General features: G+C 69.6%; 21 protein-coding genes and 1 riboswitch. Of the genes, 8 read left to right on the top strand and 13 right to left on the bottom strand.

What is annotated here, in order from left to right:
- Positions 1–179 precede the first annotated feature (179 nt).
- Positions 180–1058 (top strand): MBL fold metallo-hydrolase, encoded by an 879-nt coding sequence (locus EBE87_RS10780; RefSeq protein ID WP_158600812.1) that lies wholly within the window; start codon positions 180–182, stop codon positions 1056–1058.
- A 45-nt stretch (positions 1059–1103) separates the two neighbouring features.
- On the top strand, positions 1104–1898 hold the full coding sequence (locus tag EBE87_RS10775; protein ID WP_120636881.1) for an alpha/beta fold hydrolase: 795 nt from the start codon (positions 1104–1106) through the stop codon (positions 1896–1898).
- Between the two features lie 43 nt (positions 1899–1941).
- On the opposite strand, the gene EBE87_RS10770 is transcribed toward EBE87_RS10775, so the two are convergent.
- The 6 genes from EBE87_RS10770 to EBE87_RS10745 form a co-directional block, all read right to left on the bottom strand.
- Positions 1942–2934 carry a Bug family tripartite tricarboxylate transporter substrate binding protein gene (locus EBE87_RS10770; protein ID WP_120636880.1) on the bottom strand — a complete coding sequence of 331 codons (993 nt, stop codon included), beginning with the start codon at positions 2932–2934 and terminating at the stop codon, positions 1942–1944.
- A 268-nt stretch (positions 2935–3202) separates the two neighbouring features.
- Positions 3203–4003, bottom strand: a complete 801-nt coding sequence (locus EBE87_RS10765; protein ID WP_120636879.1) for a DUF1206 domain-containing protein — start codon at positions 4001–4003, stop codon at positions 3203–3205.
- Positions 4004–4092: 89 nt separating this feature from the next.
- Positions 4093–5082: an aldo/keto reductase gene (locus EBE87_RS10760; RefSeq protein ID WP_120636878.1), complete on the bottom strand. Its 990-nt coding sequence runs from the start codon at positions 5080–5082 to the stop codon at positions 4093–4095.
- Between the two features lie 39 nt (positions 5083–5121).
- Entirely contained in the window at positions 5122–5703 is a 582-nt protein-coding gene (locus tag EBE87_RS10755) for an NUDIX domain-containing protein (protein WP_120636915.1), read from the bottom strand.
- Between the two features lie 13 nt (positions 5704–5716).
- Positions 5717–6910, bottom strand: coding sequence for a glycoside hydrolase family 1 protein (locus EBE87_RS10750; protein ID WP_233553063.1), 1194 nt, complete (start codon positions 6908–6910; stop codon positions 5717–5719).
- 25 nt (positions 6911–6935) lie between these two features.
- Positions 6936–8045, bottom strand: coding sequence for a glycosyltransferase family protein (locus EBE87_RS10745; protein WP_147425948.1), 1110 nt, complete (start codon positions 8043–8045; stop codon positions 6936–6938).
- 340 nt (positions 8046–8385) lie between these two features.
- Between EBE87_RS10745 and EBE87_RS10740 the strand changes: the two genes are divergently transcribed.
- Both EBE87_RS10740 and EBE87_RS28625 read left to right on the top strand, forming a co-directional pair.
- Positions 8386–9672 carry a family 1 glycosylhydrolase gene (locus EBE87_RS10740; RefSeq protein ID WP_199707123.1) on the top strand — a complete coding sequence of 429 codons (1287 nt, stop codon included), beginning with the start codon at positions 8386–8388 and terminating at the stop codon, positions 9670–9672.
- Positions 9673–9768: 96 nt separating this feature from the next.
- Positions 9769–10074 carry a hypothetical protein gene (locus tag EBE87_RS28625; protein WP_147425947.1) on the top strand — a complete coding sequence of 102 codons (306 nt, stop codon included), beginning with the start codon at positions 9769–9771 and terminating at the stop codon, positions 10072–10074.
- Between the two features lie 12 nt (positions 10075–10086).
- Here the strand turns inward: EBE87_RS28625 and EBE87_RS10735 are convergent, their stop codons facing one another.
- From EBE87_RS10735 to EBE87_RS10720, 4 genes are read right to left on the bottom strand one after another with little or no spacing between them, the layout of a single operon-like run.
- Positions 10087–10707: a thiamine phosphate synthase gene (locus tag EBE87_RS10735; RefSeq protein WP_120636876.1), complete on the bottom strand. Its 621-nt coding sequence runs from the start codon at positions 10705–10707 to the stop codon at positions 10087–10089.
- Positions 10704–11486, bottom strand: a complete 783-nt coding sequence (locus EBE87_RS10730) for a thiazole synthase (protein WP_120636875.1) — start codon at positions 11484–11486, stop codon at positions 10704–10706. The genes EBE87_RS10735 and EBE87_RS10730 overlap by 4 nt, the downstream gene beginning before the upstream one ends.
- Positions 11487–11490: 4 nt before the next feature.
- Positions 11491–11688: a sulfur carrier protein ThiS gene (gene thiS, locus EBE87_RS10725; RefSeq protein ID WP_120636874.1), complete on the bottom strand. Its 198-nt coding sequence runs from the start codon at positions 11686–11688 to the stop codon at positions 11491–11493.
- The gene (locus tag EBE87_RS10720; RefSeq protein ID WP_233553068.1) at positions 11685–12644 is read right to left on the bottom strand and encodes an FAD-dependent oxidoreductase; all 960 of its coding nucleotides are present in this window, start codon (positions 12642–12644) and stop codon (positions 11685–11687) included. The genes thiS and EBE87_RS10720 overlap by 4 nt, the downstream gene beginning before the upstream one ends.
- 101 nt (positions 12645–12745) lie before the next feature.
- Positions 12746–12851, bottom strand: a riboswitch (TPP riboswitch).
- Between the two features lie 109 nt (positions 12852–12960).
- Here EBE87_RS10720 and EBE87_RS10715 point away from each other — a divergent pair.
- Positions 12961–14148 (top strand): trans-sulfuration enzyme family protein, encoded by a 1188-nt coding sequence (locus EBE87_RS10715; protein ID WP_120636873.1) that lies wholly within the window; start codon positions 12961–12963, stop codon positions 14146–14148.
- Between the two features lie 143 nt (positions 14149–14291).
- On the opposite strand, the gene EBE87_RS10710 is transcribed toward EBE87_RS10715, so the two are convergent.
- The 3 genes from EBE87_RS10710 to EBE87_RS10695 form a co-directional block, all read right to left on the bottom strand.
- The gene (locus tag EBE87_RS10710) at positions 14292–15086 is read right to left on the bottom strand and encodes a PEP-CTERM sorting domain-containing protein (protein ID WP_158600811.1); all 795 of its coding nucleotides are present in this window, start codon (positions 15084–15086) and stop codon (positions 14292–14294) included.
- 97 nt (positions 15087–15183) lie between these two features.
- Complete coding sequence (locus EBE87_RS10705; protein ID WP_147465028.1) at positions 15184–16167, bottom strand: hypothetical protein; 984 nt, start codon at positions 16165–16167, stop codon at positions 15184–15186.
- A gap of 576 nt (positions 16168–16743) precedes the next feature.
- On the bottom strand, positions 16744–17481 hold the full coding sequence (locus EBE87_RS10695; RefSeq protein WP_120636869.1) for a nitroreductase: 738 nt from the start codon (positions 17479–17481) through the stop codon (positions 16744–16746).
- 124 nt (positions 17482–17605) lie between these two features.
- On the opposite strand from EBE87_RS10695, the gene EBE87_RS10690 reads away from it, so the two are divergent.
- From EBE87_RS10690 to modA, 3 genes are all read left to right on the top strand, one after another.
- Entirely contained in the window at positions 17606–18733 is a 1128-nt protein-coding gene (locus EBE87_RS10690; RefSeq protein ID WP_158611644.1) for a molybdopterin-binding protein, read from the top strand.
- A 30-nt stretch (positions 18734–18763) separates the two neighbouring features.
- Positions 18764–20731: a molybdopterin biosynthesis protein gene (locus EBE87_RS10685; RefSeq protein ID WP_120637487.1), complete on the top strand. Its 1968-nt coding sequence runs from the start codon at positions 18764–18766 to the stop codon at positions 20729–20731.
- A gap of 71 nt (positions 20732–20802) precedes the next feature.
- Complete coding sequence (modA, locus tag EBE87_RS10680; RefSeq protein ID WP_120637479.1) at positions 20803–21588, top strand: molybdate ABC transporter substrate-binding protein; 786 nt, start codon at positions 20803–20805, stop codon at positions 21586–21588.
- The last annotated feature ends 1 nt before the right edge of the window (position 21589 follow it).

The following is a 21589-nucleotide window of genomic DNA, read 5'->3' as shown; positions in this document are numbered from 1 at the left end:
TCCGGTGATGGCATGTCCTGACCATGGACAGGGCCTGCGTCATGCGGCCAGATGCCGTCAAGGGGGCGGCCCTGAGACCACCCCTCCCGGAGGAGCGCGATGACTGGCTTGGCGGCGCCATGGGCTGATGCGGCCCTTTCAAGAACATTGGCCTCCACGACCCGGCCGGAGGGCCGGCCGTGAGCTTGGCGAGGCCGCAGGTTCCCGGCTTCCACCCCATTCTGGTAGGCGACACGCTGGTCACCTGCATCAGCGACGGCTCGCTGCCCGCCGGGATCGCCGCGCTCAACAACATCGGACAAGAGGAGGCACGGCACCTGCTTGATGCCGCCTTCGCACCGCCGGTGCCGCGCACCCAGGTCAGCACCTACCTGATCCAGGCCGGCGGCCGCTTCGCGCTGGTGGATACCGGCGGTGGCCGGCAGCACATGGCGCCCAGCGTCGGCTTCCTGGCCGATAACCTGGCCCGCGCTGGCGTGGAGCCTGGGCAGATCGACACCGTGCTGCTGACGCACAGCCACCCCGACCATTCCTACGGGCTGGTGACATCATCGGGCGAGGCGCTCTTCCCCAATGCGGAGGTGCTGCTGCATGCGGAGGAGGCGTGCTTCTGGCTCTCCCCCGGCGCCGAGACCCGCCTGCCGCCGCAGGCGCAGCGCTACCTCGTGCCGACTCTCGCCAGCTTCGCGCCCTACCAGGGCCGCATCCGCACCTTCACGGGCGGCGAGGTCTTTCCCACCGTCACGGCCGTGCCGCTGCCCGGGCATACGCCCGGCCACAGCGGCTACCGCATTGCTTCCGGCGCCGATTCACTGCTGATCTGGGGCGATGTCGCCCATGTGCCGGACATCCAGCTGCTGCGGCCAGAGGTGGGCATAGCCTTCGACATCGATACCGCCCAGGCCGCCGAAACCCGCCGCCGCGTGCTGGAGGAGGTGGCGGTGGAGCGGCAGCATATCGCCGGCATGCACCTGCACTTCCCGGGCTTCGGCCATGTCGAGCGGCGCGGCGGCGGCTACGGCTTCGTCCCCTCGCCCTGGAGCGACCTGCCGGGCTGAGGGGCCGGAAACCGGGCCGCCCGGCCCCACAGGAGGAAGCAACCGATGCAATGGCTCGATACCGGCGACACCGTGATCCGCTACGAGATCACCGGTGAGGGCCCGCCGCTGGTCCTGGTGCATGAGATGGGCGGCAGCCTGAACAGCTGGGACGCCGTGGCGCCCGCTCTGGCCCGGCATTACCGCGTGCTGCGCTACGACCTGCGCGGCGCCGGCCAGTCGGAAAAGGTGCGCGCGCCGCTGACCATGGAGATCCTGGCCTCCGACCTCGTGGCCCTGCTGGATGTGGCGGGCATCACCGAGCCCGCTGCCTTCCTGGGCACCGCCGTCGGCGCCGCGCTGACCATGCGGCTGGCGCGGGTGCAGCCGGGGCGGGTCGCCTGCCTGGTGGCGCTCTCGCCCGTCACGGCCTGCCCGGCGGCGCGGCACCAGGCCGTGCTGGCGCATGCCGACCGCATCGAGAAGGAGGGGCTGCGGGCATTGGAGGCCGGCTCTATCGACGGCATCCTGCCGCCGGCGCTGCGGCAGGACCCGGTGGCGCATGAGCAGGCACGCTGCCGCTGGCTGGCGAACGACCCGCACTCCTTCGCCGCCATCTACCGCATGTTCGCGCATCTGGAGATGGCGGAAGAATACCCGCGGATCGCCTGCCCGGCCCTGCTGGTCGGCGCCACGCATGACGGGCTGCGCCCCCCCGCCGCCGTGCAGGCCGTGGCGGCTGCGATGCCGAATGCGCGCTACGAGGAATGGCCGACCGGCCATATCGCCGCCGTGCAGACGCCGGAGATGGTGGTGCAAGGCACGCTGGGATTCCTGCGGGAGCATCTGCCGCCGCGCTGAGCACGGCCCGCGCCGGGATGCCCGGCGCGGCGGGCCCACCGCCTCAGTCCACCTTGATGTCGGCGGCGCGGACCACGTCGGTGAGCTGGTCGATGTCGCGGGCCACGTAGCTGGCGAATTCGGCCGGCTTCATGCTGCGCGGGGTGGAGCCGATATCCCGCATCCGCCGCGTGGCATCGGGTTCCGCCAGCACCTCGGCCACCGCCGTGGCCAGGCGGTCCTGGATGTCCGCCGGCACGCCGGCCGGGCCGATCAGGCCGAACCAGGATTCCGCCGCGTAATCGGACAGGCCACTCTCGCGCAGCGTCGGCACCTCCGGCAGCAGGTCGGAACGCTGCCCGGCGGCGGCGGCCAGGACACGGATGGCGCCGGCCTGGATATGCTGCATGGCGCCGGTGGTATCCGAGATCATCGCCTGCACCCGGCCTGTCACCATGTCGGTCAGGGCCGGCGCGGTGCCGCGATAGGGCACGTGCAGCATCTGCGTCCCGGCGCGCAGGTTGAACATCTCCACCGCCAGATGCGGAAAGGTGCCGGCGCCGGGAGAAGCATAGGTCACGCCGTCCGGACGCTGCCTGACGTAGTCGATCAGCTCCCGCACCGAGCGCACGGGCAGGGTGGCGGAGACCATCAGGAAGGCCGGGCTCACGCCCATCAGGGCGATGGGGGCGAGATCCTTGCGGGTGTCGAAGGTCAGTGGCCGCCCCAGCGCCACATTGCCGGAAAAGGCCGAAGTGCCGAGCAGCAGATTGTAGCCGTCCGGCTTGGCCCGCGCGACAACCGCCGTGCCGATGGCGGAGGAGGCGCCGGAGCGGTTCTCCACCACAAAGGGCTGGCCCATCTTCTCGCCCAGGCGGGCGGCGACGACGCGGGCGATGGCATCGGCGGGCCCGCCCGGCTCGAAGGGCACGATGATGCGGACGGGCTGGCTCGGCCAGGCCCCCTGCGCCGTTGCCCCACGGGCCAGCCCCAGCCAGGCCGGCCCTGCCAGAGCCAGCCCCGCCAATACCCGCCGCCGGCTTACTGCCTTGGTCATGCTTTTCGTTTCCTCAGCCACGAGCCGATACGGCCCGGTTCATCGGCAGCGGCGCATCCTGCCGGGTGCGGCACCGGACCGGAGGAGCACCCTGCCGTTGCGCCGAGCCATTGAAGCTTCCACCACTTGCTTTTCTGGTCTGCCCTTCGGCCTGTGGCCTGGGGCAGCCCCTCTTGCATAGCGGAAGAGGCGGCCGATGCTCATTGCTGTCTCGGCACAGAACCTGTGCGGCGTTGTGGCTCCCTCTGCCGTGGCGGCTGGAGATGCCTCAGCCGGGTGCCTGGATGCGGCGGTAGCGGGCCTCGGCGAATTCAAAGATGCCGAAGGCCGCCAGCCCCAGCGCCACCACGCCATAAAGCGCTTGGCCGAAAGGCTGCCCTTGCAGGGCCCGCAGGGCGCCGCTGAGGCCAAGCACTTCCGACGGGTTCGAGTGCCATGCCGCCAGGGCCAGGAAGATGCCGATGATCAGGAAGACGATGCCCCGCGCCGCGAAGCCCGTGCGGCCCAGCGGCATGACCCAGCGGGAGGCGGTGCCGGGGCATTCCAGGTGCTTGGCGAAGGAACCCTTCCAGGCCCAGCCGAGCATGGTGACGCCGATGCCGGCCACCACCAGGCCGGCCAGCGCCACCAGCACCTCGCCGAAGGGATGCGCCATCAGCCAGCGGGACCAGTCCTGCGCCGCCTTGGCATCATCCGTGCCGCCTGCCGCGAAGCCTGCGGCCAGGGTCGCGGCATAGATGCCGAGACTGGCGTAGGTGATGGCGGAGACAGCCTGCCCGCCGCGCGCCATCAGGGCCTTGGCGCCCCGACCGCGACGGTCGGCATCCAGCAGGGACTGGCAGGCGCGCCAGAGGGCGAAGCCAAACAGGCCCAGCGCCACCACGCCCAGCAGCACGCTGCCCAATGGGTGCGACAGCAGCGAGAGCAACGCGCCCTTGGAGCCGGTGGTGCGGCCACCTTGCCCCAGCGCCGCCAGGAAGGCCAGCAGGCCGATGATGAGGTTCACAACTCCCCGCGCCGCATAGCCAAGGCGCGCGAGGAGTTCCAGGGCGTGGCGGTGAGATGGCAAGGTTCGCGCTCCAGTTCGTTACCCCTGAAACGGCCAAGGCCCGCCTCCGGATGCATGCGGCGCATCGCATGCATCCGGCGAGGCTCCGCTCAACCGGCGGGTGTCGGCGCCTTCTCCGGCAGGATGCCCTCCTGCTTCAGCTCCTGCCAGAAGGCGGGGGGAATGGCCTGGCGCATCAGCTCCATGTTCTGGTGCACCCGCTGCGGGTTCTTGGTGCCGGGGATGACCGAGGCCACCACCGGATGCGCCGCGCAGAACTGCAGGGCCGCCGCGCGCAGATCCACCCCATACCGGTCCGCGACGGCGGCGAGGCGGTCGCGCAGCGCCACCTTATCGGGCGGCGCCTCCTGATATTCGAAGTTCCGGCCGCCGGCGATCAGGCCCGAGTTATAGGGGCCGCCCACCACCACATGCACGCCGCGCTCCTGGCAACGGGGGAAGAACTCGTCCAGCGCGGGCTGGTTCAGCAGGCTGTAGCGCCCGGCCAGCAGGAAGACATCCGGGTCCGCCTGCTCCAGCGCCATGATGCAGGGCTCGACGCGATTGACGCCAAGGCCCCAGCCGCGGATCACGCCTTCCTCCCGCAACTGCGTCAGGGCCACCGCGGCGCCCTTCATGGCGATATCGAAGACCTCGCGCCAATGTCCGCCATGCGCGTCCTCGGCGCAGTCGTGGATATAGGCGATGTCGATGCGCGCCAGCCCCAGGCGCTGTAAGCTGTCCTCGATGGAGCGGCGCACGCCATCGGCCGTGTAGTCGTAATCGACCCGGAACGGCAGGCCGGCGACGAAGGGGCCATGCTGGCCGCCCTTCGTCGCATCGGCGCGAAGCAGCCGTCCCACCTTGGTGGAGAGCACGAATTCATCGCGCGGCTTGTTGCGCAGCACCTGGCCGAAGCGGTGCTCGGAAATGCCGGGACCATATTCCGGGGCGGTGTCGAAATAGCGGATGCCGGCACCCCAGGCGGCTTCCAGCGTCGCCACGGCATCGGCGTCCGAGACGATCTCGAACATATTCCCTAGCGGCGCGCCACCGAAGCCGATCGGCCCAGGTGGCGCAAAATGCTTGCCGTTGACCATGAAGTTTCTCCGCAATGATTCCTGGTGGTGTGCGGGCGCCTAGAGGCCCGCCTGGGCGAGCCGTGCGTGTTGCAGCAGGATCACCGTCTTGGCGTCGATGATCTCGCCGCTCTCGACCATGGCCCATGCCTGGCTGAGCGGCATTTCCAGCACCTCGATCTGCTCGCCCTCCCCCGCCAGCCCGCCGCCGTGCCCGGTCCTGTCGGCCGGGGTGTAGCGGGCCAGGAAGAGGTGGAGCTTCTCGGCCGATGCGCCAGGGCTGGGATAGAGTTCCAGCACCTTCCGCAGCGCATGGAGCCGGCAGCCCATTTCCTGCTCGGCTTCCTGGCGCACGGTCTGGGCGGGGTCGTCGCCCTCCTCCACCATCCCGGCGCAGGCCTCGACCAGCATCGGGCCATCGCCATTGACCAGCGCGGGAATGCGGAGCTGCCGCACCAGCAGCACGGTGCCGCGCTCGGGGTCGAGCGGCAGCACGGTGGCACCGGGCCCATTGTGATACACCTCGCGCTCCAGCGTCTGCTGAGAGCCGTCGGCGCGGCGCTGGTCGAAGGTCACCTTCTCCAGCCGGAACCAGTTCTCCGACAGGGTTTCCCGGCTGCGGATGCGAATGCCACCATCCATCCGGCCCGGCGCCTCAGGCGGCATCGAACCAGGCCTGGAAAAGGCGCTGCTGTTCCCGCAGTTCCCGCGCCAGCGGCTCATGAACCAGCCGGGCCTCGCCCTCCGCCACCAGTTCCAGGAGGCCATTGGGGCAATAGCGGTCGTCATCCCAGCCGGGATGCGACAGCACCGGGTAGAGGCAGATGCCTTCCAGCGGCAGGCCCTGCTGCATCGCGGCGCGGATTTCCTCGCTGACATAGCGCAGCCAGGACGCCCGCTCCTCACCCTCGATGCTGGTCTCCGCCACGACGATGGGGCGCCGGTACCGGGCATAGGCCGCGTGAAGCATCTCACGCAGCGGGCGGTGTTGGGGGTCGGAGGGCAGCACCGCCTCCCGCTCGCCTTCATGGAGCCACTGGTTGTTCCAGTAGTAGTTCACCCCCACCACATCCAGCATCTCCGGCGCGCCGCCGAGTTCGGGGCACAGGCGCCCCGCCAGCATGTCCCAGGCCTGGAACTGCGCCTCGTTCAGCGCCGCCGCTTCCGCCGGGTCCTGGCCCGGGCGCGGCACGATGTTGATCAGGGGGTCGATGGCCAGCACGCGGGTGCCGGGCGCGGCCTCCCGCGTCGCATGGGTCGCGGCCAGGGCCGCACGGACCAGCTGGCGCTTCAGCTTCTCGCTGTCTTCCTGCGTCGAGAGGAAGGGGTTGATCAGCCCGGCCAATCCACCGGCCCAGGAGAAAAAGGATATCTCATTCACCGGACAGACCATGGGCGGCCGGCCGGTTTCCTCCAGGTGCAGCCGGGCGAAGGCAGCGGCATAACGCGCGAAGCGTTCCACGAAGGCGGCCGAGAAAATCTCCAGCCCGTCGGGCCAGCCGTAATGGCAGAGATCCCACACCACCTGCATCTCCGCCGCCCTGGCCGCGCGCAACGCCGGCAGCACCGAAGACCAGTCGTACTGCCCCGGCACCCGTTCCACCAGATGCCAGCGGACCCCGTCCCGCGCTGCCCGGATGCCGTGGCCCATCAGTTGCCGGTAATCCTCGGTGGCCAGGATGTCGTGGCGCGTGCTCTGGATCAGGTCCAGCCGGCAGCCGTCCCGCCGCCGGTGCGTCGAGCATTCGAAGCCGCCCAGGAAGAAGCTCTGGAAAAGGCTGGGCCTGAAGCGCGCGGCCTCGGAGCTGTGCCGGGCCTCGCCGCCAGGGGCTGTCTGCGTATCATCCATTCCGTTGCTCCAGCACGGGTGGGTGTCAGCCCGCCGGGGCAGCCTGGAAGCGGCGGGCATGCCGGGCGCCAATCTCCAGCACCAGGCGGGCGGCAGCCTCCACGCCGCCGCCGCCGCTCACCAGCGCTCTAGCGCGGGCTGTCACACCAGCCGTGGCGGCGGAGTCATCCAGGATGCCGCGGAAGGCCGCGGCGAGCTTTTCGGCGTCAACGGTGCCAGGCGGAAAGCACGGCGCGGCCTGCTCGCGCCCCAGCGCCTCGGCCAGCAACAGCGTCTCTGAAATCGGACCCGGCATCAGCACCAGCGGCGTTCCCAGGGCTGCGCCTTCATGCATCGTGCTGGTGCCTTCACCGATCACGATATCGGAGGCGCTGATATGCCGCAGGGCCTCGGCCTGCGGCAGCACGCCGCGGCAACGCAGCCAGCCGGGGAAGCCATCCTGAAGCTCCATCACCTCCGCCAGCTCCGCCTCGTCCCGCACCGCCAGAAGATGCAGCACCAGATCCGGATGATCGGCGCGCAGAGCCGCGACGGCACCGTGCAGGCTTTTCAGCGTCCTGCCAGCGAAATCGCGCCCGAAGGGGAAGTTCCGCACGGCGTAGAGCACCACCCGCTCTTCCGGTGCGATGCCGAGGCTTCTGCGCGCTTCCTCCCGCCCAGGCACATCGGCGAGGTCGAGGAAGGGTCCCGTCTTCACGATCTTGTCCCGCACCAGCGAGAGTTCCGGCGGCAGGGCAAGCAGGGGCGGATAGGCCCAGATGATGGCCTCCATCTGCTTCATGAAAGGCCAGTCGCCGAAAAGCTCGTCACCAACGGGAGGAATCGGGATGGAGACCCAGGCCGCCTGTGGCACGCAGGCACGCAGCGGAAGCAGGTAGCGTGCGGTGTCATCGACGATCACATCGGCATCGCCCAGGCAGGCGCGTGCCACGGCATCCCGGTTCTCGCGCGTGATGGGCGGCAGCAGGCGGGGGCGGTAGCCCATCTGCGTCGTCATCTCGATGTTCAGCGGACGCAGCCTCACGGTATCGAGCACGTACTCGATCTCCACCGAAGGGTCGATGCGGCACAGCGCGCGCGCCAGGGTTGCGGTGCGCGAGATATGACCTATGCCCCCTTCAACACAGGGCAGCATGATGATCTTCATCGGGCCGGGCCCACCCAGAGAGTCACGCGAAGAGCCGGAACTCTTTCCATTCATCCTCCAGGCGCCAACCGGTCGACAGTTCGGCTGTGCGGGCGCGGTTCAGGCGGACACCAACTGCGTTAAGGTCTTGGCAATGCCGCGGGTTGCTCTACGGTTCCGCCCGACAGCAGGGTTCCCTCCCGCTTCCCGAAGGGCTAACGGAAGTGTGAAGGCCGCCGCCGGAAATTGGCGGCCTTATGTGCTGCCGCCCGTAAAATCCTGCCTGCCTGCGGCGTTCATGACCGATGCCGTCAGGCGTCGGGCAGGAACTTGCCGGGAGCGTGATCTGGTGACAGGGCTAGAAGTCTGGGGGGGTGTCGAATGCACGATGCTCCAGGTCAATGGCGAATGGCGTGACCAGTTGCATGAGACAGGCCATGCTCAGCGGGTGAAGGATCTGGACCTCATAGCGGCACTGGGCATTACCCGGCTGCGTTATCCGGTCCTGTGGGAGAAGGTGGCGCCGCGCAGTCTGGAAGATATGGACTGGAGCTGGTCCGACGCACGCCTCGCCCGCCTGCGTGAGTTGGGCATCGCGCCCATTGTCGGGCTGGTGCACCATGGTTCCGGCCCGGACTATACCAGCCTGCTGGACCCGCTCTTTCCGGAGAAGCTGGCGGAATATGCCGGGCATGCCGCCCGGCGCTACCCCTGGGTGCAGGACTGGACGCCGGTGAACGAGCCGCTGACCACCGCGCGCTTCTCCGGCCTCTATGGGCTCTGGCACCCGCACGGGCGCGACATGCGCAGCTTTCTGACGGCGCTGGTGAATGAATGCCGCGGCACGGTGCTCGCCATGCGCGCCATCCGCCGCGTCTGTCCCGGCGCGCGGCTGATCCAGACCGAGGATCTGGGCCGCGTCTTCTCCACTCCACCCCTGGCGGCACAGGCGGAGCACGAGAACCAGCGCCGGTGGCTGAGCCTGGATCTGCTCTGCGGCCGCGTGGACAGCAGCCATCCCTGGCATGACCTCATGCTCTCGGAGGGCATCGCGCACGAGCAGCTCGACCAATTCGTCGCGGAGCCCTGCATTCCCGATGTCATCGGCATCAATCACTACGTGACCAGCGACCGTTTCCTGGACCATCGGGCGAAGATCTATCCACCGCATGTGCCGCGCGGCCGCTATGTCGATGTAGAGGCTGTCCGCGTGCCTCTGCCGGAAGGCTACGAGACCGGCGCGGAAGCGCGGCTGCGCGAGGCCTGGGAGCGCTACAGGCTCCCTACCGCCGTGACCGAGGCGCATCTCGGCTGCATGGAGCCGGAGGAAAGCGTGCGCTGGCTGCTGGAGGTCTGGAATGCCGCCGCGCGGCTGCGGCGGGAGGGCGCGGACCTGCGGGCGGTGACGGTCTGGTCGCTGTTCGGCGCGGTGGACTGGTGCTCGCTGCTGCAACGGCGCGACAATGCCTATGAGGCCGGGGTCTTCGATGCCCGCCACGACCCACCTCGCCCTACCCCGCTGGCAAAGGCGGTGCGCGCCCTGGCGACGACCGGCGGTTTTGCACACCCGGTGGTGGAGCAGCCTGGCTGGTGGCGCCGGCCGGACAGGTTCGTGGTCCAGCGGCGCCCTGCCTGATTCTGCCAGCCATGGCGAAGCTGGCCTTGCCCCACGCAAACAATCGCCGGAGGCGACGTTGAACCCAGGTCCGTCCCCGAGGAGGTACGAAGGATCATGTTCACGCTCGAGATTGGCGGCCGGCCCATGGCTGTCATGAACACCAACGAGGATGACGCGCGCGCCATCGTGGAAGGCGAAGGCTTCCGCGAGGATCTGATGCGCCTGAAGAGCGCCAATGAGGCGCTGTGGGATGGCAAGGCTCCCTTGAACCTGCGCCCCTCCAACGAGGAGGAAATCGCCGAGTTCGAGGAAAGCCAGGAAGAGGACGAGGAGGAGGACGACGACGAGGACGCCACCACCATCCTCTTCCTCGTGCCGCTGGATGATGAGGAGGACGAAGAGGAAGAGGAGGAGGAGTGAGCCTCTGACGGCCTAGCCGGCCACTGCCCCGTGGCCGGCATCCACCGCCGCCAGCCAGGCCCGGGCCCGTTCCTCGGGCGCCGGATGGCTGGTGACGTCGGACACCACCGCCACGCAGTCGGCCCCGGCGGCCAGGCAGCCTGCCGCGCGATCCAGCGTGATGCCGCCGATCGCCACCAGTGGGCAGGCGCCGATGCGTCGCTTCCAGGCACCGAGGCGCGGCAGGCCCTGCGGCGCCCAGGGCATCACCTTCAGGGTGGTGGGGTAGACGGGGCCCAGGGCCACATAGTCGGGCTCCGCCGCCAGGGCGGTGTCCAGTTCCGCCTCGGAATGCGTGCTGATGCCGAGCCGCAGCCCGGCGGCACGGATGGCGCGCAGGTCGGCCTCCGCCAGGTCCTCCTGGCCGAGGTGAAGCGCCTCAAGCCGCAGGTCGATGGCGATGCGCCAGAAGTCGTTCAGCACCAGCAGGGCCCCATGGGCACGGCAGATGGCGTCGGCCTCGGCGGCCTGCCGGCGGATCTCGGCTTCCGGGAGACCCTTCAGGCGAAGCTGGATCAGCCGGGCGCCGGGCACCAGGCGACGCACCCAGCCCGCATCGGGCACCACGGGGTAGAAGCGCGACGGCAGCATCATGCGAAGGCCGCCGTGCCGAAGACCGGGGTGGAGGGCGCCGCCATGTCGCGCGCTTCCATCGGGTCGGCTTCATAGGCCATGCGGCCTGCCTCCACGGCCCGCCGCATGGCGCCTGCCATGGCGACCGGGTCGCCGGCCTTGGCGACGGCGGTGTTCAGCAGCACGGCGTCATAGCCCAGTTCCATCGCGGCGGCGGCGTGGGAAGGCAGCCCGATCCCTGCGTCCACCACCAGCGGCACATTGGGGAAATGCGCTCGCATCGAGCGCAGCGCATAAGGGTTGTTGAGGCCGCGCCCGGAGCCGATCGGCGCGCCCCAGGGCATCAGCACCTCGCAGCCGGCATCGAGCAGGCGGCCCGCCACCACCAGGTCCTCGGTGGTATAGGGAAAGACCTGGAAGCCATCGGCGGTGAGGATGCGGGCGGCTTCCACCAGGGCGAAGACATCGGGCTGCAGGGTATCGTCATCGCCGGTCACCTCCAGCTTGATCCAGGGCGTGCCGAAGACCTCGCGCGCCATCTGCGCCGTTAGCACCGCCTCCTTCACGGAGTGGCAGCCGGCGGTATTCGGCAGCACCCGCAGGCCGAGGTCGCGCACCAGGTCCCAGAAGCGCTGGCCGGCGCCGGCGCCCTGCTCCCCGGCCCCGCTTTCCCGCCGGAGGGAGACGGTGACGACGGCGGCGCCGGAAGCGCGGATCGCCTCCGTCATGATCGCCGGCGAAGGATAGAGCGCGGTGCCCAGCAGCAGGCGCGAGGGCAGTTCCACACCATAGACGCGCATCGCCTCAGCCCCCCTGCATCGGGCCGAGGATTTCCACCTTGTCGCCTTCCTTCAGGCGGCAGGCGGCACGGCGCTCGGCGGGAACGAATTCGCTGTCATGCGCGGTGGCGACACGGGCATTGGTGTATCCCAGTTCCACCAGCACCTCGGCCAAGTTGGTGGCCGCGACGCTGCGCGGCTTGCCGTTGACGACGATGTTCATGCTGCCTCTCCAGTCTCCATGGTGTCCTCGCCAAAGACGATCGCGGCCGCGCGGCGGGCGAAATGGGGCGAAAGCAGAAAGCCGTGCCGGTACATGCCATTGAGGTGCAGCACGCGGCCCTGCCGGCGCAGCGCGGGCATGTTGTCGGGGAAAGCGGGGCGGATATTGCTGCCTGCTTCCAGGATCTCGGCCTCGGCGAAGCCGGGATGCAGGGCATAGGCGGCGTTCAGCAGTTCCACCGCCGAGCGGGCGGTGACGGCGCGCCGGTCGGCGCTCTCGATCATGGTGGCGCCGACCATGAAGACGCCGCCGCCGCGCGGCACGACATAAAGCGGGATGCGCGGGTGCAGCAGGCGCACCGGCCGTCGCAGCGTCACGCCAGGGCAGCGCAGCAGCAGCATCTCTCCCCGCACGCCGCGCAGGTCAGGCAGCATGGGTGCGGCGGCATGGCCGCGGCAATCGATGACATGGTCGAAGCCGGCATGGTCGGCTTCCTCCACCTCCCCTTCGCGGATCTCGACGCCCTGCCGCTCCAGGCCGGCAGCCAATGCGCGCAGGGCGGCGCGGGGGTCCAGATGCGCTTCCCCGGCGAAGAACAGCGCCTGGGAGAAGCGGCCATCCAGTTCCGGCTCGATCTCGGCCGCTGGACACATGCGGTGGCCGGCCGTGCGGCGGGCGAAGCGGGCCAGCTCTCCCTGGTCCCGCTGGGCGGCGACCACCAGGCTGCCCTCGCGGCAGGTCTCCGGCACATGGCGCGCCCACCAGTCGATGGCCTCGATACCGGGCGCCACCAGGGCGGGGGTGGCATCGGCGGCCTCGCACCACGGGGCCAGCATGCCGCCCGCGAAATGGGAGGCACGCGTCGCCGGGTCTTGCCGGTGGATCACGCAGACCGCCGCGCTGCGTCCGGCCAGCACCGTGGCCATGACCAGCCCAGCGACGCCGGCACCGATCACGAGCACGCTCGGTCCCACGGAGGATGTGGAGGCTGGTTCCACCCCAAGGCCCTTTCTTCAACAGGGCCAGACCGATGCGGGGGGAAGAAAGAGGGCCGGCGCGGCCGGCTGTGTTTCCATCCCTCCGCCGGTATGACCCGGATCAGGTTCAATGGGTTCGGCGCCGCCGTCTCAGCCCGCTCAGAACGGGCACCCCAGGAACAACAGTGCCAGCCTAGCCCGCCGGGCCGGGGGTGCCAAGGCCCGGCGTCCGGCCCTTGTACGGAGAGGCCGCCCGCTCCATCCGAGCAGCGTCACCAGAAGCGGAAAGAGAACCATGCGCACGGCAACCCAGGCCATCCATGCCGCCGCCCCGGCCCGCCAGCCGGGCGCGCCCCTGACACCTTCCCTCGTAGCCGCCACCAGCTTCCATGCGGACCCGGATGCCATCGGCTTCTCGGCCACGGAACTTGGGGAGGAAGCGCCCCCCTTCTACACGCGCTGGGGCAGCCCGACGATCAGCCTGCTGGAACAGCGGCTGGCGGCGCTGGAGGGCGGTGAGGCCGCGTTGGCCTTCGCCAGCGGCATGGCCGCCGCCACCGGGTTGATGCTGCACCGCCTCTCGCCGGGCGACCACCTGCTGGTCAGCGATGTCTGCTACGCCGGCGTCGCCGAATTCGCCCGGGATACGCTGGCACGTTACGGCGTGGGCGTGACCGCTGTAAACTTTTCCGACATCTCTGCCGTGGCCGCCGCCATCCGCCCGCAGACAAAGCTGCTGCATGTGGAAACGCCGGCCAACCCGATCCTGCGGCTTTCCGATATCGCCGCGCTGGCGGAACTGGCGCATCGGCATGGCGCCGAGCTTTCGGTGGATTCCACGATGGCCACGCCTATCGCCACCCGGCCGCTGGCCCTGGGGGCGGATTGGGTGATCCATTCCCTGACCAAATATATCTGCGGCCATGGCGATGCCCTGGGCGGCGCCGTGATCGGTCGGGCCGGGGCTATCGGCGCGCTGCGGAAGGAGGCGCTGATCCATTACGGCGCCGCCATCAGCCCCTTTGCCGCTTGGCTGATCCTGCGTGGGCTGGAGACCCTGCCGGCACGCATGGCGCTGCATGAAAGCAATGCCCGCGCAGTGGCGCAGTACCTGGAAGGCCACCCCCGCATCAGCCGCGTCTATTGGCCGGGCCTGGAGAGCCACCCGCAGCACGAGCTGGCGCGGCGGCAGATGCGCAACTTCTCCGGCATGGTCAGCTTCGTGGCGGAGGACGACAAGGCGCTGGCCCGGCAGCTTGCCGCGCGGATGAAGGTGGTGTCCTACGCCGTTTCCCTTGGCAAGACGCAGAGCCTGCTCTTCCATATCCCGGCGGAGGATATCCTGCGCTCCTCCTTCCAGCTGGAGGGCGCGCAGGCGGAAGCGTATCGCGCCTGGACTGGCAGCGGCACCTTTCGTTTCTCGGTCGGGTTGGAAGACCCGGCGGATCTGATCGCGGATCTGGAGCAGGCGCTGGCGGGCTGAGGTCCGCTGCCTCGCGTACAGGCCGGCAGCGGCGCTGCTCTAGCCAAAACCCAGGTCGAATTCCAAAGACTTAGATGCTTGTGAGATGGGGGAGCGGCGAAACCGCTCCCCCTGCCTCAAGCTTGCCCCGAATACCGGGTAGCTCAGGCGGCCTTGCGGCGGTTGCGGCGCACCAGGCCAAGACCCAGCAGGCCGGCGCTGAACAGCGCCAGCGAGGCGGGCTCGGGAACCGGCACGGCGGCGGAGGCGCCGCTGAAGGTGAAGGTGCCGGTGGTGTCGACGCCGTTGGTCTGGCCGGTGAAGCTGAACGTGCCGGCCGTGTCGTCATACCCTTCGCGGCTGAAGACGCCCGTGCCGGTCAGGATCAGGAACTGGAAGTTGCCGGTGCCGAAGGAGGAATTCTCGATCGCGGTCAGGTCGAAGCTCAGGTCACCGATCTTGAAGAAGTCGGCCACGGTGGTGAAGGGGCTGAAGACGAAATCCTTCACAGTGCCCATCTGCCCGTCGGTGATACCGAAGGTATTGTCAGCGGAGGCATTGTTGACTTGGAAAGCGCCGGTGCCGGTGCCGACGCCCGGATCGGTGATGCACTCACCCGTGACAGCAGCGCAGAAGTCGATCGCCGTCGCCTGGTTGAAGGCGACATTGATGCCGGCGTTGTTCTCCGCCTGGAACAGGCCCGTGATGTCGAAGCTGCCGGTGATGGGAGCTGCCATGGCCGAAACGGTGGTTGCGAACGCCAGGGCAGTGCCGAGGAGCAGAGACTTCAGCTGACGCATAGTAGCTTCCTTGTTGTGGGTCCCTGCCGGGGTGCAGGGCATCCACGCAAAGGAATTGCAAGCAACGTGCCAGCGAGATTTTCGATGAGAAATTAAAGACTTGTCGGAATTCTGGCTGACGATCAGGTTTCTGGTGTCAGGTTTACCGACAACTTCCATCGGGAGGTGACAGAATTCCGACGGTTGACACGGCCAAAGCTTGGCAGGCGCAGTTCTACGGAGCAGCGCCGGAACCTCGACCAGTCCCCTCATTGCTTCAATCGGCGCGGAACGACCGCGGCAGCCACACTTCCAGGGTGGTGGGTCTTGGACTCGGGCGGTAGCGGGTCAGATCCTGCACCCGCCATGCCGGGCCCAGGCGCTTGGCCAGTTCCTGGGCCGCCGCCTCATCTGCACGATAGAAGTACCGCACTACCGCCCTGTCCGGCGTGACGCGCAGCGTACGGAACTCCACCTCATCATTCGCATCAGCAGCGGAGCGGAGCAGTGCTTGGGCGGTGTCACGCCCCGCGGGGACGGAATGCACGACGATCCTACTCGGACCAACCGCACCCCCGGGCCGTCCTGGAGGCGCGGCAGCTTCCTGACGCAGCGGCGCAACGGCCCGGATGCCGGCCACCGCTGGCGGTGCCGGCTGCTGATGCGGGGCAGGCGCTGGTGCAGCAGGCGCGGGCTGAGCGGGCCGGACAGCCGCAACGGCCGGCTCATCGGGTGTTCCGGTTGAGGGGGGAGCGGGCTCGACCGCTTCCTCCGCATGCTGACCCGGCTGGGCCGGGGCAACCTGCTGGCCTGGCGCTTTGAAGCCATAAACGGCTGCTGCGCCGATCAGAACGGCTGTCGCCACGCCCGCCAGCATCCATGGCCGAAAAGAACCGCGTGGGCTGGCGGCGCTGACTACGCGGCCGGCACTCTCCACGGCAATGGGTTCCGGCTCGGCCGGCGAGGGCGGAAAGGATTCCGGCAGCAAGGCCTGCTGCACCACATCGACCCAGCCTTTCTCTTTCCCCTGCAACGACGCGGGCGAAGCGAAGGCACTGTCCAGGATGATATTGAGCCGCCAAAGATCAGAAGCTGCCAGCGGCAGGTGGACGATGGGCAATGCGTCAACCAGGGAGGGGCGGGTCTTCAGCGCCTCCAGCCGGCGCCGCAGACGCTCGACAGGTTCGGCGGCGCGCGCAGGCGCCACATCAACCAGTGCCACGCCAAAATCAGGATGCGCAAAGGTCAGGCTGGTGTCCACTGGCGGCATGGAAGCCCGCGCGGAAGGGTCGTTCCGTAACGTCTGCCATCCAAGGTCGGTGAAGGTCAGTTGCGCGAAGCGGCGGACATCCTCCGGCTCATAGGACAAGGCGGCCTCGGTTTCCTTTTCCAACAACGCTGATTTCTTCCCCCGACTACCAAGATTCGCAGGGAAATCCCTTCCTGTGCAAATCTACTGACAATATCTGCAATATTCTGCCTGTGCAGCGGCAGTATACCGTGTCGCTGGCCATGGGTTCAATTCGCCGTCTGGCGTGGAAGGCCACGCATATAGTGCCGCTCAGGCCGGTAGCCGCCCGGCGAGACCCAGTGCCAGAAGCGCAGAAGGGAAGGTTTAAGGCCGCGGATGAAAAACATGGGCAGGAGCCTCAGAAAGAGATCTGCCTCCTTCTGCGGGATAATCCTTAGCCAAATCTCAACGCGGAGTGGCATGCCGGCATGCACATGCAGGCCGCGCTGAAGATTCCAGCCGCCTTCAGAAACGGCGGCGAGGGGCGGCGCGCCTCAACCGGCGGTGCGCGAACCCGTTTCGTCGCTTTGTCTCTGTTGCGACCCGTCAGTCGGTATGAAAGGTGGTGAAATCCGCCACGGGCACCCGCTCCGTCACCAGCCGGTTCTCAGGGGCGTTCCAGTCCGGGTAGCCAAGGGCCATGCCGCAGACCACCACCTCCCCTTCGCCAATCGGCAGAAGGCGGCGGATGGTGCGGTGGTGCTCGGCGAAGGCCGCCTGCGGGCAGGTGCCGAGGCCATGCGCGACCGCCGCCGTCGCCAGCCCTTGCAGGAACATGCCGTAGTCGAGCCAGGAGCCGATCTCCAGCCGCCGGTCGATGGTCATGATCATGCCCACCGGCGCATCGAAGAAGCGGAAGTTGCGGCCGTGCTGCTGGCGCATCCGCTCCTTGTCGCCCTTGCCGATGCCAAGCAGCCCATAAAGGTCCCAGCCCAGCTTGCGCCTGCGGGAGAGATAGGGCTCGAAGAACTGCGGCGGGTAATAGGCATAATCCGGATCGGCCTCGCCCTGCCCCGCCAGATGCGCTTCCACCAGCGCGTCGCAAAGCCGGTCCCGCGCCGCGCCCGTCACCACATGCACGCGCCAGGGCTGCATGTTCGTGCCGCTCGGCGCGCGGGCGGCGGCGGCCAGCAGCCGTTCGACCAATGCGGGCTCCACCGGCTGCGGCAGAAAGGCGCGGACGGAGCGCCGGGCGTGGAGCGCCGCCTCCACCGCCCCGGCCGCGCCTGCGGGCAACACGGACGCGGCGGCAGGGCCTGCGGTGGATGTGGTGGAGTCCGGCATCGTTCCTCCTGCTTCTGGCGGGTCCAGTATGGGCCCGACGGGGCGGCAGGGCCATCGCCCCTCCCGCCAGGGATTTCGTCCTTGGAGGTGTTCTGCTTCGCCCTGCCGGGCCATAACCGGCCGCATGCTGCCCCTGCATGTCACCGATCCTGCCCTGGCCGCCGCCAGGCTCGAAGCCCTGATCCCCGGCCCCGTCGCCCCCGCGCGCCTTGCTGTCGGCGAGAGCCTGGGCCTGCCACTGGCTACGGACCTGTTGTTGCCGCAAGCCCTACCCGCCCGGGATACCGCTGCGCGGGACGGCTGGGCCCTTTGTGCCGCTGACACGGCGGGGGCCAGCGCCTATGCCCCCGCGCCGCTGGCCGGTGCCCCGTGGGTGGAGGCCGGGGATACCCTGCCCAGCGGCGCCGATGCGGTGCTGCCAGCCTTCGAGGTGGAGGAGCATGGGCCGCTGCTCATGGCCCTGGCCGAGGCCGTGCCGGGTGATGGCGTCCAGCCCGCCGGTGCGGATGCACCGCTCGCCTTGCTGCTCCGCCACGCTGGCCAGAGGCTCCGCGCCGCCGACCTGCCGCTGCTGGCCATGGCCGGCATCGCTTCGGTGGCCGTGCGCCGCCCGCGCGTCGCCCTGTTGCCGATCGGCGACGAGATCATGGCCTCACCCATCCTGGACCGGACGGGCCCCTTCCTCCTCCACCTCCTGGCGGCGGAGGGCGCGGAGGCGCGCATCCTGCCGCCAGCCGGCGACGACCCCGCCAGCATCGCCGAGGCGCTGCGCGCCGGCGCTGCGGAGGCCGACCTCCTGCTCACGCTGGGCGGCACCGGATTAGGGCGGCGCGACCATGCGGCCGCCGGCCTGGCGCTGGCGGGCGAGGTGCTGCTGCACGGCCTGGGCGCCTGGCCCGGCCATTCCACCGGCTTCGGCCACGCCGGGGGCCGGCCGGTGATCCTGGTGCCCGGACATCCGGCCGATGCCTTGGCCGGCTGGCTGCTGCTGGCGCGCCCCGCGCTGCGGCGGCTCTCCGGCGCCCTGCCGGCGGCGCCGCGACGCGCCCGGCTTGGCCGCAAGATCGCCTCCGGCATCGGGCTGGCGGAACTGGTGCTGCTGCGCCGGGGCGCGGAGCCCGATCTGGTGGAGCCGCTGGCCACCGGCACCCTGCCCCTTTCTGCCCTGGCGGCGGCGGAGGCCATGCTGGTTGTGCCCCCTGCCAGCGAGGGCTACGAGGCCGGCCGCTGGGTCGAGGTCGAGGAGATCTGATATCCCCGCCTCCGGCCCCATATGGAGCGCATGGTGACCGCCCCCTCCCTGACCGAGCAAGTGCGCCGCGCCGCGCGCCAGGAACAGTTCCTCGAAGTCCTTTCCGCCGAGGAAGCCACCCGCCGCTTCCGCGCCGCGCTGGACCTTGCGCCGCTGGAGGCGGAGACGGTGGGGCTGGCCGAGGCACTGCACCGCGTGGTGGCCCAGGGCATCGCCGCCGCGGCGGATGCGCCGCCCTTCGACCGCTCCTCCGTCGATGGCTTCGCGCTGCGTGCCGCCGATACCGCCGGCGCCACCGAGGCCAGCCCGCGCCGGCTGCGCCTGAACGGCGAAGTGCTGGCCTGCGGCACGGCACCTGCCATCGAGGTGCTGCCCGGCACCGCCACGGCCATCGCCACCGGCGGCGTCATCCCACGCGGCGCCGACGCGGTGGTGATGATCGAGCATACGGAACTGGAGGAAGGCGGCGGAGCGGCCATCGCCCTGCGCCGCGCCGCCGCTCCGGGCCAGTTCATCGGCTTCGCCGGCAGCGACATCGCGCGGGGCGAAGCGCTGCTGCGGGCCGGCACCACGATCACCTCGCGCGAGATCGGCATGCTGGCGGCGGCGGGGCATGCCACGGTGCCGGTGGTGCGGCGGCCGCGCGTCGCCATTCTCTCCACCGGGGATGAGCTGGTGCCGCCAGGCACCACGCCGCTGCCGCCCGGCGCCATTCCGGACAGCAATGCCGCCATCCTGGCTGCCGCCGTGGCCGAACATGGCGGGGAGCCCCTGCCCCTCGGCATCTTCCGGGACGACGAGGCGGTGCTGGAACAGGCAGTGCGCCGCGCGCTGGAGACGGCCGACCTGGTGGTGATGTCCGGTGGCACCAGCAAGGGTGCCGGGGATGTCTCCCACCGCATCATCGGCCGGCTGGGGCCACCGGGCGTGCTGGCGCATGGCGTGGCGCTGAAGCCGGGCAAGCCGCTCTGCCTCGCCGCCGTGGGGCGCAAGCCGCTGGTGGTGCTGCCGGGCTTTCCGACCTCGGCAGTCTTCACCTTCCATGAATTCGTGGTGCCGGTGATCCGCGCCCTGGCCGGCCTGCCGCCGCGCGCCGAGACCACGCTGGAAGCCAGCCTCGCCATCCGCACGCCCAGCGAGCTGGGGCGCACGGAATACGTGATGGTCTCTCTTTCGGAAACGGCGGATGGCGAGGGCCTGACAGCTTGGCCGTTGGGAAAAGGCTCTGGCAGCGTCACGGCTTTTTCGCAGGCCGATGGCTTCTTCGCCATTCCCGCCTTGGCTCAGGGGGCGGAAGCCGGCATGCCGGTGCAGGTGCGGCTGATCGGCGAGGCGCGGCTGCCGGAGCTTTCCATCATCGGCAGCCACTGCGTCGGGCTGGATGACGTGCTGGAGGTGCTGGCGGAACAGGGCATCCGCGCCCGCACCCTGGCCGTGGGCAGCCTGGGCGGGCTGGCGGCGGCCCGGCGCGGCGAATGCGACCTGGCGCCCGCGCATCTGCTGGATGCGAAGACCGGTCTCTACAACACGCCCTGGCTGGAGGCCGGGCTGCGGCTGGTGCCGGGCTGGCGCCGTATCCAGGGCGTGGTCTTCCGCCCCGGCGATGCCCGCTTCGAGGGGCTGGACGGCGCCGAGGCCATCCGCCGCGCCGCAGCCGATCCTGCCTGCCTGCTGGTTAACCGCAATGCCGGCTCAGGCACCCGCATCCTGCTGGACGGCCTGCTGGGTGGTGCCCGGCCGCCCGGCTACCCCAACCAACCGAAATCCCACAATGCCGTGGCCACCGCCGTGGCACAGGGGCGGGCAGACTGGGGCATGGCTATCGGCACCGTGGCGCGGGCCTATGGCCTGGGCTTCCTGCCGATTGCCGACGAACACTACGACTTCTTCGTGCCGGAAGCGCGGCTGGAGCGGCCTGCCCTGCAGGCCTTCCTGGCCGCGCTGGAAAGCGATGCGGTGCGGGAGCGGCTGCGGGTGCTGGGCTTCACCCCGGCCTGAACCGCGGCCAGGTTGTGCCGCCCGTGGCTGATCGATATACCCGAACGGGAACAACGAGCGGAGCTAGCCGTATGCATCGCCGTCCCCTTCTGGCCGCTCTCGCAGCCATTGGCAGTCTCCCGGCCTTTCCCCTGCGGGCACAGGAAGCGCAGGCCCCTACCGTCTTCGCCGCCGCCAGCCTCACGGATGCCATGAGAGCCTTGGGAGAAGCCTGGCGGACCAAGGGGCATCCGCTGCCACGCTTCTCCTTCGCCGCTTCCTCCGCGCTGGCGCGCCAGATGGAACAGGGCGCGCCGGCCGATATCTTCGCCTCGGCCGATGAGCCCTGGATGGATTACGTCCAGCAACGGGACCTGATCCTGAACGAGACCCGCACCAGCCCGCTGGCCAATAGCCTTGTGCTGATCGCCCCGGCCGACTCGGCGCGCGCGCCGGTCGCCCTGGCGCGTGACACCGACCTCCTGGCCATGGCAGGCGCCACCGGCCGCATCGCCACGGGCGACCCTTCCAACGTGCCGGTCGGCAAGTACGCCCAGGCGGCGCTGGCCTGGATGGGCCAGTGGGACAGGGTTTCGCCCCGCCTGGCCCGCGCCGACAATGTCCGCTCCGCGCTGCTGCTGGTGGAGCGTGGCGAGGCACCGCTGGGCATCGTCTATGCCACCGACGCCGCGGCCTCGAAGGGCGTGAAGGTCATCGGCACCTTTCCCGCCGAAAGCCACCCGGCCGTCACCTACCCCTTCGCCATCACGCGCCGCGCGGCGGGCAACAGGGAAGCACAGGGCTTCTTCGCCTTCATCACCGGGGGCGAGGCCGCCGATATGTATCGCCGCTTCGGCTTCGGCCTCCGCGCGCCCTGAC

It is taken from the genome of Teichococcus wenyumeiae, from assembly GCF_003696345.1.
Lineage (GTDB): Bacteria > Pseudomonadota > Alphaproteobacteria > Acetobacterales > Acetobacteraceae > Pseudoroseomonas > Pseudoroseomonas wenyumeiae.
The sequence above is the reverse complement of the archived record's forward strand: the minus strand, read 5'-3'. Positions and strand labels throughout refer to the sequence as shown.

Coding starts and splice junctions, on each gene's coding strand:
- EBE87_RS10685 (WP_120637487.1), top strand. CDS start 18,764: ATGGTGACCGCCCCCTCCCTGACCGAGCAAGTGCGCCGCGCCGCGCGC.
- thiS (WP_120636874.1), bottom strand. CDS start 11,688: ATGAACATCGTCGTCAACGGCAAGCCGCGCAGCGTCGCGGCCACCAAC.
- EBE87_RS10750 (WP_233553063.1), bottom strand. CDS start 6,910: ATGGATGATACGCAGACAGCCCCTGGCGGCGAGGCCCGGCACAGCTCC.
- EBE87_RS10710 (WP_158600811.1), bottom strand. CDS start 15,086: ATGGAAGTTGTCGGTAAACCTGACACCAGAAACCTGATCGTCAGCCAG.
- EBE87_RS10755 (WP_120636915.1), bottom strand. CDS start 5,703: ATGGATGGTGGCATTCGCATCCGCAGCCGGGAAACCCTGTCGGAGAAC.
- EBE87_RS28625 (WP_147425947.1), top strand. CDS start 9,769: ATGTTCACGCTCGAGATTGGCGGCCGGCCCATGGCTGTCATGAACACC.
- EBE87_RS10715 (WP_120636873.1), top strand. CDS start 12,961: ATGCGCACGGCAACCCAGGCCATCCATGCCGCCGCCCCGGCCCGCCAG.
- EBE87_RS10690 (WP_158611644.1), top strand. CDS start 17,606: ATGCTGCCCCTGCATGTCACCGATCCTGCCCTGGCCGCCGCCAGGCTC.
- EBE87_RS10730 (WP_120636875.1), bottom strand. CDS start 11,486: ATGCGCGTCTATGGTGTGGAACTGCCCTCGCGCCTGCTGCTGGGCACC.
- EBE87_RS10770 (WP_120636880.1), bottom strand. CDS start 2,934: ATGACCAAGGCAGTAAGCCGGCGGCGGGTATTGGCGGGGCTGGCTCTG.
- EBE87_RS10735 (WP_120636876.1), bottom strand. CDS start 10,707: ATGATGCTGCCGTCGCGCTTCTACCCCGTGGTGCCCGATGCGGGCTGG.
- modA (WP_120637479.1), top strand. CDS start 20,803: ATGCATCGCCGTCCCCTTCTGGCCGCTCTCGCAGCCATTGGCAGTCTC.
- EBE87_RS10745 (WP_147425948.1), bottom strand. CDS start 8,045: ATGCTGCCCTGTGTTGAAGGGGGCATAGGTCATATCTCGCGCACCGCA.
- EBE87_RS10775 (WP_120636881.1), top strand. CDS start 1,104: ATGCAATGGCTCGATACCGGCGACACCGTGATCCGCTACGAGATCACC.
- EBE87_RS10760 (WP_120636878.1), bottom strand. CDS start 5,082: ATGGTCAACGGCAAGCATTTTGCGCCACCTGGGCCGATCGGCTTCGGT.
- EBE87_RS10695 (WP_120636869.1), bottom strand. CDS start 17,481: ATGCCGGACTCCACCACATCCACCGCAGGCCCTGCCGCCGCGTCCGTG.